Below are 17,216 nucleotides of genomic sequence, written 5' to 3'. Positions count from 1 at the left end.
CAGTGATAACCTGAACGACGTTTCGGTTTTTTCGAAGTATCGGATCAGCATGTTCAACTATCGTCACCTGTACTACTTCTGGCTCGTCGTGAAGGAGGGCGGTTTTGCGCGCGCGGCCGGGCGGCTCGACATGGCCGTGCAGACGATCAGCGCGCAGGTGCGCGAGCTCGAGAAAGCGCTTGGGCGCCAGCTGTTGAAGCCGGCCGGGCGTGGCGTCGCGATGACCGAGGCCGGCGAGCAGGCGTTCGATCGCGCGGAGCAGATCTTCCTGCTGGGCGAGGCGTTGCTCGACGAGATGCGCGAAGCGAGCGGCGCGGACTCGGTGCGGCTCGCGGTCGGGCTGTCGGATGGGATTTCGAAGCTCGCCGCGCATGCGTTGCTCGCGCCGGTGCTCGCCACGCCGTCGCTAAGGCTGCTGTGTCACGAGGGGGAGCCCGCGCAGCTGTTGTCGGAGCTTGCGCTGCATCGGCTCGATCTGGTGCTCGCCTGTCAGCCGGCGCCGCACCGCGCGGATCTGCGCGTGCTGAGCCAGCGCGTCGCGGGCTCGCCGGTCGACTGGTACGGGCCCGCGCAGGTCGTGCGCAAGTCGGCGCGCGACGGCTTTCCGCTCTGTCTCGGTGACCTGCCCGTGCTGCTGCCAACCCGTCACGGCGCGCTGCGCGCGCGGCTCGACCGATGGTTCGAGTCCCAGGGAATCAGGCCGCGCGTCGTCGGCGAATTCGAGGACAGCGCATTGATGGCTGTGTTCGCGGCGCGCGGGCTCGGCGTGTTTCCGCTCGCCGAGCTCGGCGCCGAAGAGCTCACGTTATCGAGGGGCTTGCGCTGGCTCGGCCGCGCGGACGGCGTGATCGAGGAGATTCACGCAATCCGCTCGCGACGCGGCCAGCATCATGCGCTCGCGTCGCAGGTGATCGCGGCGGCGCAGTCGTGAGGGCATCGCACTGTCGCGGCGCGCAGCATCAGAACGCGTGACGCATGCCCACCGTGACCGCGACCCGCGCATTCGTCGACGACGGCGGCAGCGTGTTGAGAATCGCGTGCGACAACACCGAATCGGCCGGCGGGCCCTGCGCGTACGAAAGGCCGAAGCCGTACGAGCGGTTGTTCGCGAAGTTGCCGGCCTTGTTGCCGAACGAGTTCATCGTCTCAAACGTGAGACCGTGGTAAAGCGAAACCGGGGCAAATACGCGCCCTTCTGTGGGAATTTGCGCACATCGCGTAGAGGCCGTGAGCGTCGTCAAGGGCGACGGGCCGCCCTGGCCGTTTCATCGACACATGGCATAGTGACTGAACCCATCATCACCGGAGGCCGGCATGCGTATCCAGACATCCTTTCTTTTCGACCTCGACGGCACACTCGTCGACAGCGTCTATCAGCACGTGCTGGCGTGGAAAGAGGCGCTCGACAGCGAAGGTATCCCGCTGTCCGTCTGGCGTATCCATCGCAAGATTGGCATGAGCGGTGGGCTGTTCACGGACCAGTTGCTGCGTGAGACACACGGCGAGATCAGCGTCGAACGCGCCGAACGGCTGCGGCACGCGCATGCGGCCGCCTATCAGCGGATGCGCGCCCAGGTCTGTCCGCTGCCGGGCGCGCGCGAACTGCTCGACGCGCTGACACAGGCCGGCACGCCGTGGGCCGTCGCGACGAGCGGGCGGATGGAAACCGCCGCGCTGAATCTGGCGGCGCTCGGCGTCGATCCGGCAAAGGCGGTCGTCGTCACGCGCGACGACGTCAAATACGCGAAGCCCGATCCCGACCTGTTCCTCGCCGCGGCCGAGCGGCTCGGCGTGTCGATCGAGCACACGGTCGTGGTCGGCGACAGCATCTGGGACATGCTTGCGGCCCGCCGCTGCCGCTCGCTCGGTGTCGGCCTGCTGTCGGGTGGCTATGGCGCCGAGGAACTGGAGCGCGCGGGGGCGTTGCGCGTCTACGACGATCCGGCCGATCTGTTCGCGCACCTCGACGAGGTGGCGTCGCGGCCGTGAGCCCCGCGTCGCTCAGGGTTTGATGATCGGCGGCTCCGCGGCGGGCTGCGTCGGTCCCACCTTCGACGATTCGCGGACGAGCCGATCGGTCATCGCCGACGCGACCGGATTCGTGCCGCGGCCGCTACCCGCGCCAGCCCCCGGGGGATTGGCAGACTGCAACGGCACGGTGACGCCGGACGGCATCGGCAGCGACGGGTCGGGTTTCGCCGATTCCTTGACCAGTTGGTCCGTCAGCATCGCGGCGACCGGGTTGGCGCCATTCGGGTGCGTGTCGTCGCGCCGGCGCGCGTGGGTCTGGTCGATGCGCGGCCCGTACTGCGGCCTCGGTTGAGCTTTTTGCTGTGCGTACGACTCCGACTTCGAGGGGGTGTGCGCGCCCGCGGCCGGATTGGCCGCGGGCGGCGCCGCGTTATCGATGCGGCCGCTCGCGGTCTGACTCGACTGGGGCGTGACGCTCGGCACGGGCGCGGCCGCTGTGGCGGACAGGGACGGGGCGGGGGCGGGCGCCGCAGCAGGTGCCTGAGCGGCTCCCGGAGCCGGAGTGGCCGACTCCATCTGCGGCAGCGCCGATTGCGGCGCGGGCGGGCTCACGGGTTGCGCAGGCCTCACGCTGGCGCCAGCGGCACGCGTCGCATCGGTCTGCGGTTCCGATTCCACCGCGCCGGTGACGCTGCGGGTCACCGCGCCGGTCACGGCCGGCGCCTGATCGTCCCTGGGGTACAGCAGATAACCGGCGACGCCCGCGTCGACCACGAGCAGCCCGACTATCATCATCTTGCCGGTATTCGTCATATCTAATCAACAACCATTAAGCAACTGCGATTGACTGATGATAAACGACCATTTCGACATCGACGCTTCTTGTCGGCATATTGCGGCGCGTCACGATGATTGATGTCCGAACGGACCTGGCACGAACGGCGCGCGCTTGCCGCTAAAGTCATTCGCCGGCACGACGGAAGCGGACATTTTTTCCGCGTGCCGCGATTTTCTTTTTCGACCAATTAGTCCCCCGCAATTGTGCGGCCGGCGCCTGCAGGAATGCGATTTAAGTTGTGCCGCCAATGCGCGGAGCCTGTACTATACGAACCGTTGCAGACGACCGGCAGCCACGGTTCGATTATCCGGCGTGTGAAAGCGACTTGCAGCGACTGGCTCGCAGCGCACATGCCGGCAGGGCCGCGCCACCCGAGACGCGCGAACAGCGTCGATAGCGGCGCGCACAGCGACGGCAGGCGGTCACCGGTAGTAGCGACAAGAACCCATTGATCATGCGGACCCGCGGGCGAGGCATCGCCCGGCATTCCTTGGGCAGTCGCCTGGCGAAACGTCAGATCGACCGACCGGTCGGTCGGGGACCTTCGCGGCGGCGTGGGAAACACGTGAAGATATGAACAACTTTATTCGACCTCCCGTTTTTTATCCGTCCACAGTGGTTTTCGTCGACGACAACGACAGCTACCTCGACGCGCTCCGCCGTTTCTTCCCGGGCACCTACACGAACCTGTTTTTCACGCGTCCGCAAGCGGCCCTCAACTATATCCGCCAGCACGCACGCGAGAATTCGCTCGAATTCGCGGCAGCGTCGGCGTGTCTGAGCGAACCAGGCGTCGAGCGCTTCGTCGAGACCTCGGCGGAGCGCGACATCGTCGCGCAGCCGTCGCGCTTCGAGGAAGTGGCGGCGGTCGTTGTCGACTACGACATGCCGGGCATCGGCGGCGTCGAGTTTTTGTCGTCGATCTCGCACCTGCGTTGCGCAAAGGTATTGCTCACCGGCGTCGCCGATGAAACCGTCGCGGTGAAGGCCTTCAACGCCGGCATCGTCGACCTGTACCTGCGCAAGACCGACGCGGATTCGGCCAATCGCCTCACGCATTTCCTGAAGGACGCCAAAAGCCGCCATTGCGCGGAGTCGGGCTGGCTCGCGCTCGGCGAAAACGGCATGACCTACTGCGATCCGCGCACGCGCAAGGTGATCGACGAAGTGGTGGCCGCTCAGGGCATCGTCGAGTATTACTGGCGGCCCGAGCAGAACGTGATCCTGATGTTCGACGCCGCAGGCAACCCGAGCGTGTTCGTCGCGTGGGCCGAGAACGACTGGGTCTCCCAGGGCGAGATCGTCGCCGACGAGGGTGGCCCGTCCGACCTGCTGCGCCAGCTCGCCACGCGCGAGGTGATGCCGCTGTTCTGGCCGGACCTCGCGTATCGTTGCGGCATGAAGTTCCGGTCGCTGACGCCCCAAAGCATTCCTGGCTGGGACGACGCGTTCTTCGGCTGGACCCGCATAGAGCCGGCCGACGTCGGCCTCGATCTCGTCACGTTCGCGCAGTGGCGCAGCGACCGCAATCGCTGAGCCGCGATAACGCGTCGGGCGCGGCGGTGCATATCGCCGCGCTAATGGCGTGCGTTTTCGCGGAGAAATTCGCATACAGCCCTGTGCATGGCCTGCACGCCGGGGCTTGTTTCAAGCGCGCGCCAGCATCCATGCACGAGCCCCGTGCCGACCAGCAGCCGGGCATCTCCACCAGCTTCGCGAATCCGCTCGACGAACACGCGCGCGTCGTCGCGTAGGGGGTCGTGCTCGGCGCCGATGGCCAGCGTCGGCGGCAATTCGTCGAAGCGGGTTGCGGCGAGGGGGATCGTCCACGCGGGGCCGGGCGTTGGGTCGGCTTCCTCTCCTTTTCCCCAGTAAGCGTCGCGAAACTTATGCACGTCCGCGAGCGTCAGCATCGGCGCATCGGACTCGGTGTCGCGCGCGGGCAATTGCGGCTCGGTGCCGAGCATCGGATAGACGAGCGCGATGCCGCGCACCCCGCTCGCACATTCGTCACGCAGGCGTAGCGCGACGCTTGCCGCGAGCGTGCCGCCGGCGCTATCGCCCGCGAGTTGCAATGCGGCGCGCTCCGGGAGGTCGAACGGCAGGCGGTGGTTCAACGCGGCACGCGTGATCTCGAGGCAGTCGTCGTGCGCGGCCGGCACGCGATGCTCAGGCGCGAGCCGGTAGTCGACCGCGATCACGTCGAGGCCGGTGTCGGCGGCGAGGCGCGCCGTCACCATCTGATGACTGTTCAGCGAGCCGAGCACGAAGCCGCCGCCATGAAAATACAGCACCGTGCCGCGGATCGTGCCGTGTTCGCTTGCCGTCGCTGGATGCCGGTAGAGCCGTAGCGGGATCGCATGGCCCGCGTCGGTGTGAAAGCTTGCGTCCCGTGTGGTGAGTTCGCTGGGCAGTGGCGGCGTCAACGTCGCGGCGTAGCGGTCATACAGCTCGCGCTGCTCGCGCGGCGTCATCGCCGCATGATGCGACGGATAGAGCGCGCGCGCTCGCTCGATAAAGGCGGCGATTTCCGGCTCGAGCATGGTCACTCCGTTTGAGTAGTGTTTCCCGTTTGCGCTGCGCATGGCAAAGCGATCACACGTCCCGCGAAACGCGCCGGCGGCAATGCCGCATGGGCTTGCGCGAGTTCGTGTACGCGCGCTTTGACGTCCGGATCGAAAGCAACGCCGCGCGGTCCGCTGGTATCAACGTGCAGCAGCATCTGCTCGCCCGCGGCGACGGGGCCGGTGCGTTGGCTTTGCGTCGTGTCCAGCGCAAACATTTCGACGTACACGTGAATACGTTTCGCGTCGTAGCCGAGCACGCGCATGTCGACACGCACCTGCGTGCCTTGTTTGATTTCATGCAGATAGTTGAGATGCGCCTCGAGCGTGTAGATCGATCGATGCCGCTCTTTGCGCACCGCATCGGGCAGGCCGATCAGATCGATCAGCCCGTCGACCGCGAGACTGAAGATCAGCAGGTAGAACGCGTCGCGCATGTGGCCGTTGTAATCGACCCATTCGGCGCGCACGTTGTCGCGGTAAGTGGGCAGGGCAACGGGATGCGACATGAGCGTCTACCTCCTCGATCGAATGCGATGGCTGCGGCGCGTCGTTGGGCGTTATCAGTGTAGTGCATCGCGTTGAGGCTGCGCCGGAACGTGGTGGCCTCGAATTGTGGCCGCTATAGCAACAGTGAATTCATGGTTCAGGGCTTACTACGTGGCTCGACCAGCTTCTAAACTGGCTTAACCGCTGCGGATGGCCGATGGTCGCACCACGCTCCGCGGCAATCGCATGAAGCCATCTCGGGAGGTTGGAAATCATGAAGTCCATCAGGTCACTGATCGAAGCAGGGGCTATCGCCGCTCTCGTTGCCGCGCCGCTCGCGGCGTTTGCCCAGTCGAATCCGGCCGATCAGCCGCTCTCGCGCGCCCAGGTCCGCGCCGAACTGATTCAACTCGAAAAGGCCGGTCATGATCCGTCCAATGCGAACGTGATCGACTATCCGGCCAATATCCAGGCGGCCGAAGCAAAGGTCGCGGCGCAAAACCAGGCTGCGCAGAATAGCGGCTACGGTGCGCCGTCGAATGGCTCGTCGCAGCGCAGTGGCCGCACCGATTTCGCGCCGACTTCGTATTCCGTGCCGGTGGTGAATTACACGCGTTGATTGCAGCGTGTACAACTAACGTCACTTCCGAAGTGCAGCAACGCGACGCCGTCGAGTCTGACGAGCGGCGCGGTCGACAGCACGGGCTGAGGCTTCAGTTCACCGTTCGTCGTGAGCCCGACGGGCGCGGACACCGACCAGCAGCGCATCCTCGGTGCGGGCGCGACCTACGATTTCGGCTTCGTCAACCTGCTCGTCAGCGCCGAAAGGCGAGCGAGACGATGCCGCACGACACGAGCGCGATGCCGGGCGCGGCGAGCGGCTTCAGCACCTCGCCCGCGAACACGAGTGCGCCGACGAGCACGAGCATCGGCGAAAGACCGCGCGCAATCGGATAGACCTGACCGAAATCGCCGCTTCTGTACGCGCGGATCAGCGCGAGCAGATAGCCCCATTCGAGCACTGCCGACGCAACGATATACGGCCACGCGGCCAGCGCCGGCAGCGGCAGCAACAAAGCCGGAATGGCGGAGTGGATGATCGAAGCGAAGGGACTTTGTGCGGTGGAAAGCGGCGGTATGAGGCGCCGAAGAAGTGTTGGCATCGCCCGGTGATCGAGATCACCCCCCTGCAGCACCGAGTGCAGGTGACGCGGAAAAAAACGGGAGGAGCGGCAGTGCGCTTCGCCCGTGCTGTCCGTTTTGAATTCGGCCGCTCAGTGCCGCGCGCGCGACGCGCGCCATCCTCAGATCACCCGTTCACGCAGCCACGCCGAGCCGAGATCGATCACCGTCACGACGACGATCACCATGATCATCACCGCGGCCGTCTGCGCGTAGTTGAACGAGCGGATCGCTTCGTACAGCACGACGCCGATGCCGCCCGCGCCGACCATGCCGACCACCATCGCCGAGCGCACGTTCGACTCGAAGCGATACAGCGCGTACGAGATCCACAGCGGCAGCACTTGCGGCAGCACCGCATAGACGATTTCGTCGAGGCGCGTCGCGCCGGTTGCGCGCACGCCTTCGGCCGGGCGCGGATCGATCGCCTCGACCGCTTCTGCGAACAGTTTGGCGAGCACGCCCGTCGTATGCACCCACAGCGCGAGCACGCCGGCGAATGGCCCGAGGCCGACCGCGACGATGAACAGCATCGCGAAGACCATTTCGTTGATCGCGCGGCATGCGTCCATCAGGCGGCGCATCGGCTGCACGACCCACTGCGGCGCGAGATTGTGCGCTGACATCAGGCCGAAAGGCACCGCGCAGACGAGGGAGAGCGCGGTACCCCAGATTGCGACCGCCAGTGTCACGTACATCTCGTGCACGTAGCTGCGCCACTCGGTGAAGTCGGGCGGGAAGAAGTCCGCGGCGAACTGGCCCATGTTGGCCGAGTCGCTGAGCAGATCGAGCGGCCGCATGTCGGCGCCGTGCCACGCGCCGCCGAGTACCGCGAGCACCGCGATCCAGCCGAGCAACGACCACCAGTTGCGCTTGCCGGCACGACCTTTCGCTTGCGCCGCCTGCGCGGCGGCCGCTTCGCTCGAGCGCGCGGGCGACGTGGTCAGATCGGCGGAGTTCATTGCTTCGACTGTGCGTTGCTGAGCGCGCTCAGCTTCGCGTCGAGAGCGGCCAATTGCGTCTTGCGGTCGCTATCGGACAGATGTGCATCGTTCTCGATCTTCTGCTTCTGCTGGAACAGCACGATCTCGCGAATCGGCAGCAGTTGCCGATCCGACGATGCCTCGAAGCCGCTGTACTCGGTGATGCCGGCCATCACCGCTTTTTCGTGCAAATCGGTTTTCGCGTAGTTCAGGAAGAACTTGCGCAGCTTGTCCTTCGTCGCTTCCGGCAGATCCTTGCGCCACACGAGCGGGTCCGAAGGAATCAGCGGCGAGGTCCACAGCACGCGCACCTGCGCGAACTTGTCCGGATGCTCGCGCTTCAGCGTTTCCATCATCATGCTGTTGTTGGTCGCGATGTCGATCTTGTTGTTGACGACGGCCAGCAGATTCGCTTCGTGGCTCGACGGCAGCACGCTCTTGAACGACGTGTTGACCGGCGCGTTGTGCTTCGCGAACAGGTAGTAGCCAGGCACCAGCGTGCCCGACGTCGAGTTCGGATCGCCGAACCCGAGCGTCACGCTCTTCGTGTCCTTGAACACGTCGTCGAGCGTCTTGAAGCGGCTGTTCACGTTGGTGATCAGCAGCGAGTAGTAGCCGCTGTCGCCGTTCGCGTGCTGCGCTTTCGCGAATACTTCGCCACCCGAACGATCGACGGCTTCGATCGCCGACGCGTTGCCGAAATAGCCGACCTGCACCTTGTTGAAGCGCATGCCTTCGATGATGCCCGCGTAATCGGTCGCGAAGAATGCCTTCACGTTCAGGCCGGTCTGTTTCTTCATGTCATCGATCAGCGGTTCCCAGCGTTGCTTGAGCACCGACGACGAATCGGTCGAGATGATCCCGAGGTTGATGTCCTCGGCGTGGGCCGCGGCGATGCAGGCGAAAGCGGCAGCGCCGGCCGCGAGCGTGATCAGGGAGCGCAGGAATTTCATCGGTTGAGATCCGGTTGAGTGGACGGAGAGAATCAAAAGCGCGCGACAGCGTGCGCGGTTCAGTTCGACGGCGCGGCGTTCAACGCGAACGCGTAGCGCGCGGCGGCGGTGTCGGGGGCGTCAGGCTCGTCGTGAGTTTCGTCTGCGTCGTGCGTCGCGTCGTCGAGCAGTTCGCGCGCATCGCCGCCGTAGAGTTTCTTTAGCAGCGCCGGTGTCAGCGCACTGGAAGGGCCGTCGTAGACCACCTTGCCGCGACGCAGCGCGACCGTGCGCGGGCAGTACTGCATCGCGATGTCGACCTGATGCAGCGACACCAGCACCGTGATCTGGTGCTCGACGTTCAGCGCTTGCAGCATGTCCATCACGCGGCGCGACGACTCGGGATCGAGCGAGGCAATCGGCTCGTCGGCGAGCACGATTTGCGCACGTTGCACGAGCGCCCGTGCGAGCGCGGCACGTTGCTGTTGACCGCCCGACAGGTTCGCGGCCCGCTCGCGCGCATATTCGCCGATCCCGACCTCGTGCAGCGCGGCCCGCGACAGCGCGCGTTCCGCGCGCGGGAAGCGGCCGGAGAGACGCCGCCACCACGGCAGGCGCGCGAGCGCGCCGATCAGCACGTTGGTTTCGACCGACAGCCGGTTCACCAGATTGAACTGCTGGAACACGAAGCCGATGTCGCGGCGAATGCTGCGCACCTCGCGCACGATGCGGCCGTTCTGCTGGATCGGCCGGCCGAGAATCTCGATTTGCGACGGCTGCGCGTCCGACGCGGTAAAGCCCGCGATATGCCGCAGCAACGTCGATTTTCCCGAGCCGGACGCGCCGATCAGCGCGACCATTTCACCGGGCGCGACGCGCAGATCGATTTCGTCGAGCGCTTTGCGGCCGTTACTGAACGTCTTGCTCAAACGCTCGATTCGAATAGCTTCACGGATCGCTTCCATCTGTATTCCCTCTTGCATCCGGCCACTGCCGGCAGGTGTGGGCTCATTCTAGGAAGCGACTGTGACGGTTGAGTGAAGGCATCGCAACGTCTAGACGACTACATCTTTGTGCGTCGCGTTTTCCGCTGTGTCATGTGTCGTCGGGATGGCAAAACGAAGTCAGAGCGAAGTCAATGATTCGAACGGAAAGTGACATACGGATGACACGATTCGCCTGCACACGTGCGCGCTCGCGCGTGCTGACACACAGCCAGGCTATAGTGCGGGTTTTCCGGCCGTCCTTAATAATCCCGACACTCCGGTCATGCCGTCATGCCGACTCCTTTGAGCTTTCTTCCGGACAGTTTTGCCGAATATGAAGATCTCAAGTCGATACTCGACCAGGGCAGGGCGAGCTTCGAAATCCGCGCGGTCTGCGAGACCGAGGTACGCGGCCGGCGCTTTTCCATCTACACCGCGAGCATCGGTTCATCCGATCCGCTCGCGCCAGCCATTGGCTTTTTCGGGGGGATTCACGGGCTCGAGCGAATCGGCTCGCAACTCGTCCTCGACTATATGCGCGCGCTGCTCTCTCGGCTCGAATGGGACGAATTGCTGGTGCGGCAATTGCAGTCCATCCGGCTGATCTTTTTACCGATCGCGAATCCCGGCGGCATGTGGGCAGCGACGCGCGCGAATCCGCACGGCGTCGACCTGATGCGCAACGCACCGCAAGACGCCGACGCGCGCGTGCCACTGCTGGCGGGCGGCCAGCGCGTCGGCGCGTGGTTGCCCTGGTATCGCGGCCGCGCGGGCGAGCCGATGGAGGTCGAGGCGGCCGCGCTGCTGCATGTAGTCGAGACGCAGCTCGCCGCGCGGCCGCTGAGCATCGCGCTCGATTGCCATTCCGGCTACGGCTGGAGCGACAGCATCTGGTTTCCGTACGCCCGAACCCGCCGGCAAATGCCGCATCTGCCCGAAATGTACGTGTTGAAGAGCATGTTCGAACACGCGCATCCGCATCACGGCTACACGTTCGAGCCGCAAAGCCATCAGTATCTGGTGCACGGCGATCTGTGGGACTACGCGTATGACCGCACGCCGGCGCCGAACGTCTTTCTGCCGATGACGCTCGAACTCGGCTCGTGGCTGTGGATCAAGAAAAACCCGCGGCAGTTGTTTTCGCGGCAGGGCATGTTCAATCCGGTCATGGAGCATCGCACCGCGCGCGTGCTGCGGCGCCATGCGAACCTGTTCGACTTCCTCGCGCGCGCGGCGTTTTCGGCGCAGCGCTGGCTGCCGCAAGGCAACCGTCGCGAGCAGTTGCTGCAAAGCGCGCTCGATCACTGGTACAGGCCGGATCGCGCATGAGCACATGGATTCTGCTGCGCGGACTGACGCGGGAAACGCGGCATTGGGGGCGCTTGCCGGCGGCGTTGCGCGAAACCCTGGGTCAAATTTCGGGCGATCGCTTGCGCAATGCAACCCCAGCCGCAACGAGCACGACCGGCTTGCGTTTGCTGCTGCTCGATCTGCCTGGCAACGGTGAATACGTGCGGCGGCGCGCGCCCGCGAGCGTCGCGGGCATGGTCGCATTCGTGCGGCAGGCAGCGCTCGAAACGGGCGTGCCGGGCCCCTACAACGTGCTCGCGATGTCGCTCGGCGGCATGGTCGCGACCCACTGGGCACAGCGTCATCCCGGCGAGATCGAACGGCTCGTGCTGATCAATACGAGCATGCGGCCATTCAGCCGCATGCACGAGCGGCTGCGGCCGTCGGCGTGGCCTGGTCTGCTCGGCGTCGCGGCGCATTGGAGCGATGCCGCCGATGCCGAGAGCGGCATCCATCGACTCACGTGCAATAACCTCCACGCCTTGGGCGCGGATCTCGCTGCCTGGACCGCGATTCGCCGCAGCGCGCCGGTGAGCCGCGCGAATGCGCTGCGGCAATTGTGGGCGGCCGCGTGCTTTAGCGCGGCGCCCGCCACGCCGGAGTGTGCACTGCTGATTCTGTCGTCGGAAGCCGATGGGCTCGTCAACCCGGTCTGTTCGGCGAAGCTCGCGGCGGCGTGGGGCGCGCCGCATCGCAAGCATTCGTGGGCCGGCCACGATCTACCCCATGACGATCCCGCGTGGACGGCCGCGCAGATTCGCGCGTGGCTCACCCAGCGCGCCGAGGATAGCGATGCGGCCGCGCCGGCACCGGCGCCCGCAAAGCCCGCGCGTTGAGCCACGCACGACGTTGCCGCGCCGCAGCGATGCGAGCAGAGCCTGGCGATTCTTCGACGACCGGTCAGCGGGTATTACCTGACTGCGCGAAACGGCCGTATCGCGTACGGCAGGCGCATAATTCCAAGTCAGACGTTGCCTGCGAATCACGCGATACTCACCATTGCCGCCAGCCAGGGGAGTCGATCATGCAAGCAAAGAACGAAGAAGCCGTCACACACCTGCTGAACGATGTTGTCGAATTTGCGCGGGGGCGGTTGCCGGAGCCGACCTTCAATATCGTCGAACCCTTCCTGCGGCATTACTACGATTTCGTCGACGCGGGCGATCTGCAAAGCCGCTCGATCGCCGATCTGTACGGCGCGGCGCTGGCCCACTGGCAGACCGCGCAGCGCTTCGTGCCGGGCGAGCAGCGGCTGCGCGTGTATAACCCGATCCTCGAACAGCATGGCTGGCATTCCGATCACACGGTGATCGAAATCGTCAACGACGACATGCCGTTCCTCGTCGATTCGGTCTCGATGTCGGTCAACCGGCATCGGCTCGCGCTGCATTCGGTCGTCCATCCGGTATTTCGGGTCTGGCGCGCGCCGGACGGCAGCATCGCGCGCGTGAGCCAAGGTGCCGAAGAAGCCGGCGATACGCGCTCGCATCTGACCTCGTGCATCCATTTCGAGGTCGATCGTTGTGGCGATGCCGCAAAACTCGACGCGTTGCGCGACGACATCGCGCGCGTGCTCGGCGACGTGCGCGCGGCGGTCGAGGATTGGCCGAAGATCATCGAACGCGCGAAGCAGACCATTCAAGATATGAAGGTGCGCGAAACCGGTCCCGAGGGCGTCGAAGCGCGCGCGTTCGTCGAATGGATGGTCGCCGATCATTTCACGTTCCTCGGCCACCGTGATTACGAACTGGTGCAGCACGACGGCGGCTACGGTTTGCGGGCGGTCGCGGGCTCCGGTCTCGGCATTCTGCGCGATGCGCAGCAGCCGGGCGGCGCGGCGGAAGTCACGCCGTTGCCGCCGGCGGCCACGGAGATCATCTCCGGGTCGTTGCCGATCTTTCTGACTAAGGCCAATTCGCGCGCCACGGTGCACCGGCCCGGCTATCTCGACTATGTCGGCATCAAGCTGAGCGGCGCCGATGGCAAGGTGACGGGCGAGCGGCGCTTCATCGGCCTGTATACGTCGACCGCTTATTTCGTGTCGGCCGCGGAGATTCCGATCGTGAGGCGCAAATGCGCAAATATCGTCAGACGCGCCGCATTCCTGCCGAAAGGTCATCTGGCGAAATCGCTGGTGACGGTGCTCGAGACCTATCCGCGCGACGAATTGTTCCAGGCCGACGAGGACCAGCTGTACGACACCACCCTCGGCGTGCTGCGTTTGCAGGAGCATCAGCGCACGCGGCTGTTCGTGCGGCGCGATCGCTTCGATCGCTTCGTATCGTGCCTCGTGTTCGTGTCGCGCGACAAGTACAACACCGATCTGCGGCAGCGCATCGCGAACCTGCTCGCCGACGCATTCAATGGTGAGAACGTCGAATTCACGCCGCTGCTGTCGGAGTCGACGCTCGCGCGAATTCATTTCGTCGTCCATGCCAAGGCGGGCGGCATGCCGAGCGTCGACACGCGCGAGCTCGAAGCGCGCCTCGTGCAGGTCGCGCGACGCTGGCAGGACGATCTGGCCGATGCATTGCTCGACGCGTACGGAGAAGAACAGGGCAACCGTTTGCTGCAGCACTACGCCGATTCGTTCCCGGCCGGCTATCGCGACGACTATCCGGCGCGCACGGCCGTGCGCGATATCGAACTGATCGAGCGCGTGCAGGGCAGCGAGCGGCTCGCGATGAACCTATACAGGCCGATCGAATCGGGACCGCGCGCGTTCCGTTTCAAGGTGTATCGCGCGGGGCTGCCGATCGCACTGTCGCGCAGCTTGCCGATGCTCGAACATCTGGGGGTGCGCGTCGACGAAGAGCGGCCTTATCTGATCGAGGCGCCCGGTGCGATGCCCGCGTGGATCCACGACTTCGGCCTCGAACTCGCGGACGATACCGAGTTCGACATCGAGCGGGTCAAGGATCTGTTCGAACAGGCATTCGAGCAGGTGTGGACCGGCACGATCGAAAGCGACGACTTCAACCGCCTCGTGCTGCGCGCGCAGCTCAATGCACGCGAGGTGACGATTCTGCGCGCTTACGCGAAGTACTTGCGACAGGTCGGTTCGACGTTCAGCGACGCGTATATCGAACGCGCGGTGACCGGCAATCCGGCGATTGCGCGCATGCTCGTCGACCTGTTCATCGCGCGCTTCGATCCGGCGCTCGGCGCGGTACGCGAGGCCCGCATCAACGCTTGTCTGGAGACGATCGACAGCGCGCTCGACCAGGTGCCTAATCTCGACGAAGACCGCATCCTGCGGCAGTTCCTCGGCGTGATCAAGGCGACCAAGCGCACCAACTACTACCGCCATGACGCTCTGGGCCAACCGAAGCCGTATCTGTCGTTCAAGTTCGATCCCGCCCAGGTGCCCGGCTTGCCCGAGCCGAAACCGATGTTCGAGATCTGGGTCTATTCGCCGCGCGTCGAGGGCGTCCATCTGCGAGGCGGGCGCGTCGCGCGCGGCGGCCTGCGCTGGTCTGATCGGCGCGAGGATTTCCGCACGGAAGTGCTCGGCCTGATGAAGGCGCAGATGGTGAAGAACGTGGTGATCGTGCCGGTCGGCTCGAAGGGCGGCTTCGTCGTCAAGAATCCGCCGCCGCAGAGCGAGCGCGATGCGTGGATGCGCGAAGGCGTCGCGTGCTATCAGACCTTCCTGCGCGGCCTGCTCGACGTGACCGACAATCTGGCGAGCACCGACGTCGTGCCACCGCCTGACGTGGTGCGCCACGATCCCGACGACCCGTATCTGGTCGTCGCCGCCGACAAGGGCACGGCCACGTTTTCCGACTACGCTAATGCGATCTCGCAGGAATACGGTTTCTGGCTCGACGACGCGTTCGCGTCGGGCGGCTCGGTCGGCTATGACCACAAGAAGATGGGCATCACCGCGCGCGGCGCGTGGGAGTCGGTCAAGCGGCACTTCCGCGAAATCGGCGTCGACACGCAGAGCGAGGACTTCACGGTGGTCGGTGTCGGCGACATGTCGGGCGACGTGTTCGGCAACGGCATGCTGCTGTCGCCGCATATCAAGCTGCTCGCCGCGTTCGATCACCGCCATATCTTTCTCGATCCGAATCCCGATCCCGCGGCGAGCATGGCGGAGCGCGCGCGGCTCTTCATGCTCGACCGTTCGAGCTGGGCCGATTACGATCCGTCGCTGATCTCGGCCGGCGGCGGCGTGTTCCCGCGCAGCGCGAAGGCGATTCCGCTGTCGACGGCGGTGCAGGCGGCGCTCGGGATCAGCGCGGCGGCGCTCTCGCCGGCCGAGCTGATGCGCGTGATTCTGCAGGCGCCGGTCGATCTGCTTTACAACGGCGGCATCGGCACCTATGCGAAGGCGAGCCGCGAGACCAATCAGCAGGCGGGCGATCGCGCGAACGACGCGATCCGCGTGAACGGCGCGGATCTGCGCTGCAAGGTCGTTGCCGAAGGCGGCAATCTCGGCTTGACGCAACTCGGGCGCATCGAGTTCGCGCAGCGCGGCGGCCGCATCAATACCGATGCGATCGATAATTCGGCCGGTGTCGATTGCTCGGATCACGAGGTCAACATCAAGATTCTGCTGGGCCTCGTCGTCGCCGACGGCGAGATGACGGAGAAGCAGCGCAACGCGTTGCTTGCCGAAATGACCGATGAAGTCGGTCTGCTCGTGCTGACGGACAACTACTATCAGACCCAGGCTTTGTCGATCGCGGGCCGTTTTGGCGTGGAGCTGCTCGATGCCGAAGCGCGCCTGATGCGCTATCTGGAGAAGGCGGGGCGGCTCAATCGCGTGATCGAGTTTCTGCCCACCGACGAGGACATCGCTGAGCGCGCGGCCGCGAAGCAGGGACTGACGACACCCGAGCGCGCGGTGCTGCTCGCGTACAGCAAGATGTGGCTCTATGACGCGCTGCTCGAATCGTCGATGCCGGAAGACCCGCTCGTCAGCGATATGTTGATCGAGTACTTTCCGAAACCTCTGCGGCAGCGTTTCCGCGAACCGATGCAGCGCCATCCGCTGCGCCGTGAAATCCTCGCGACGCATCTGACCAATGCGCTCGTGAATCGCGTCGGCTGCGAGTTCGTGCATCGGCTGATGGAGGAGACCGATGCACAGCCCGGCGACATCGTGCGCGCGTGCATCATGGCGCGCGACGTGTTCGATCTCGATCAGATCTGGCGCAGCATCGACGCGCTCGACAACCGCGTTCCCGACGACGTGCAGGCACGCATGTTCGCGGAGGTCGCGCGGCTCGTCGAACGTTCGGCGCTGTGGTTCCTGCGGCATCTGCAAACGGGCGCGGCCGGCGACGACGTGACCGGCCTGCTCGCGCGCTGTCGCGACGCCGCGCAGCGTCTCGCGCCACAATGGCCGGCGCTGTTGCCTGGCGCGGACCTCGAAGCGTTGTCGGAGCGGCAACGGGTGTTCGTCGATGCGGGTGTCGATAGCGATCTCGCGGTGCGGATCGCGAGCGGCGAGGTGTCGGCCGCTCTGCTCGATATCGCCGAAGTCGCGTCGACGTGCGGGCGCAATCTCGAACAGGTCGCGGGCGTCTACTTCGCGCTCGGCACGCTGCTGAATTACAGCTGGATCAGCGAGCGCGCCGCCTCGTTGCCGGCGCCGACGCATTGGGACATGCTCGCGCGCGCATCGGCGCTCGCCGAACTCGCGCGGCTCAAGCGCGCGCTGACCACGAGCGCATTGGCCGGCGCGACCGATGCGTCGACGCCCGATTCGCTGGTGCAAGCGTGGCGCGACAATCGCGCGGCACAGCTCGAGCGTTATACGCGTCTGCTGACCGATCTGCGCGCGACGGGCGGCGCGAGTCTTTCGGTGCTGCTGGTTGTCGTACGGGAGATGGCGGCGCTCGAGAGGGCGTGAGCCGCACGAACGGTGCAAAGGACGCCTGGGGAGCTGGCGGCACGACGGCACATCAGGT

The 17,216-nt window shown here is 65.4% G+C and carries 13 protein-coding genes and 2 pseudogenes; 7 read left to right on the top strand and 8 right to left on the bottom strand.

Annotation, left to right across the window (positions count from 1 at the left end; translation table 11 throughout):
- The first annotated feature begins 49 nt into the window (after positions 1 to 49).
- On the top strand, positions 50 to 931 hold the full coding sequence (locus OKW41_RS16175; protein WP_429573147.1) for a LysR family transcriptional regulator: 882 nt from the start codon (positions 50 to 52) through the stop codon (positions 929 to 931).
- A gap of 28 nt (positions 932 to 959) precedes the next feature.
- Here OKW41_RS16175 and OKW41_RS16170 read toward each other — a convergent pair.
- A pseudogene (locus OKW41_RS16170) lies at positions 960 to 1,166 on the bottom strand (hypothetical protein); the annotation flags it as partial.
- A 148-nt stretch (positions 1,167 to 1,314) separates the two neighbouring features.
- Between OKW41_RS16170 and OKW41_RS16165 the strand changes: the two are divergent.
- A complete protein-coding gene (locus tag OKW41_RS16165) occupies positions 1,315 to 1,989 on the top strand; it encodes an HAD family hydrolase (protein ID WP_429573146.1) in 675 nt (224 codons plus the stop codon).
- Positions 1,990 to 2,001: 12 nt separating this feature from the next.
- Here the strand turns inward: OKW41_RS16165 and OKW41_RS16160 are convergent, their stop codons facing one another.
- Positions 2,002 to 2,784, bottom strand: a complete 783-nt coding sequence (locus tag OKW41_RS16160; protein WP_429573145.1) for a hypothetical protein — start codon at positions 2,782 to 2,784, stop codon at positions 2,002 to 2,004.
- A 598-nt stretch (positions 2,785 to 3,382) separates the two neighbouring features.
- On the opposite strand from OKW41_RS16160, the gene OKW41_RS16155 reads away from it, so the two are divergent.
- On the top strand, positions 3,383 to 4,345 hold the full coding sequence (locus OKW41_RS16155; RefSeq protein WP_429573144.1) for a response regulator: 963 nt from the start codon (positions 3,383 to 3,385) through the stop codon (positions 4,343 to 4,345).
- Between the two features lie 41 nt (positions 4,346 to 4,386).
- Here the strand turns inward: OKW41_RS16155 and OKW41_RS16150 are convergent, their stop codons facing one another.
- Together OKW41_RS16150 and OKW41_RS16145 are read right to left on the bottom strand one after the other, a co-directional pair.
- A complete protein-coding gene (locus OKW41_RS16150; RefSeq protein WP_429573143.1) occupies positions 4,387 to 5,352 on the bottom strand; it encodes an alpha/beta hydrolase in 966 nt (321 codons plus the stop codon).
- Positions 5,353 to 5,354: 2 nt separating this feature from the next.
- Positions 5,355 to 5,882 carry a thioesterase family protein gene (locus OKW41_RS16145; RefSeq protein WP_429573142.1) on the bottom strand — a complete coding sequence of 176 codons (528 nt, stop codon included), beginning with the start codon at positions 5,880 to 5,882 and terminating at the stop codon, positions 5,355 to 5,357.
- A gap of 254 nt (positions 5,883 to 6,136) precedes the next feature.
- On the opposite strand from OKW41_RS16145, the gene OKW41_RS16140 reads away from it, so the two are divergent.
- On the top strand, positions 6,137 to 6,481 hold the full coding sequence (locus tag OKW41_RS16140) for a DUF4148 domain-containing protein (protein WP_429573141.1): 345 nt from the start codon (positions 6,137 to 6,139) through the stop codon (positions 6,479 to 6,481).
- A 199-nt stretch (positions 6,482 to 6,680) separates the two neighbouring features.
- On the opposite strand, the pseudogene OKW41_RS16135 reads toward OKW41_RS16140, so the two are convergent.
- The 4 genes and pseudogenes from OKW41_RS16135 to phnC all read right to left on the bottom strand — a co-directional run.
- Positions 6,681 to 6,935, bottom strand: a pseudogene (locus OKW41_RS16135) (EamA family transporter); the annotation flags it as partial.
- A gap of 231 nt (positions 6,936 to 7,166) precedes the next feature.
- Positions 7,167 to 8,006, bottom strand: coding sequence for a phosphonate ABC transporter, permease protein PhnE (gene phnE, locus OKW41_RS16130; RefSeq protein ID WP_429573140.1), 840 nt, complete (start codon positions 8,004 to 8,006; stop codon positions 7,167 to 7,169).
- A complete protein-coding gene (phnD, locus tag OKW41_RS16125) occupies positions 8,003 to 8,980 on the bottom strand; it encodes a phosphonate ABC transporter substrate-binding protein (RefSeq protein WP_429573139.1) in 978 nt (325 codons plus the stop codon). The genes phnE and phnD overlap by 4 nt, the downstream gene beginning before the upstream one ends.
- Positions 8,981 to 9,039: 59 nt before the next feature.
- Positions 9,040 to 9,924: a phosphonate ABC transporter ATP-binding protein gene (gene phnC, locus OKW41_RS16120; protein WP_429573138.1), complete on the bottom strand. Its 885-nt coding sequence runs from the start codon at positions 9,922 to 9,924 to the stop codon at positions 9,040 to 9,042.
- A 312-nt stretch (positions 9,925 to 10,236) separates the two neighbouring features.
- Here phnC and OKW41_RS16115 point away from each other — a divergent pair, with 312 nt between their 5' ends.
- The 3 genes from OKW41_RS16115 (at position 10,237) to OKW41_RS16105 (ending at position 17,158) form a co-directional block, all read left to right on the top strand.
- Entirely contained in the window at positions 10,237 to 11,274 is a 1,038-nt protein-coding gene (locus OKW41_RS16115) for a M14 family zinc carboxypeptidase (protein ID WP_429573137.1), read from the top strand.
- Positions 11,271 to 12,131: an alpha/beta fold hydrolase gene (locus tag OKW41_RS16110; protein ID WP_429573136.1), complete on the top strand. Its 861-nt coding sequence runs from the start codon at positions 11,271 to 11,273 to the stop codon at positions 12,129 to 12,131. Before OKW41_RS16115 ends, OKW41_RS16110 begins: the two co-directional genes overlap by 4 nt.
- A 188-nt stretch (positions 12,132 to 12,319) precedes the next feature.
- A complete protein-coding gene (locus tag OKW41_RS16105) occupies positions 12,320 to 17,158 on the top strand; it encodes an NAD-glutamate dehydrogenase (protein ID WP_429573135.1) in 4,839 nt (1,612 codons plus the stop codon).
- Positions 17,159 to 17,216 lie beyond the last annotated feature (58 nt).

Origin of the sequence: Paraburkholderia sp. UCT70 (assembly GCF_050434085.1) — a bacterium.
Lineage (GTDB): Bacteria > Pseudomonadota > Gammaproteobacteria > Burkholderiales > Burkholderiaceae > Paraburkholderia > Paraburkholderia tuberum.
This window is presented reverse-complemented; position numbering and strand designations above follow the sequence as displayed.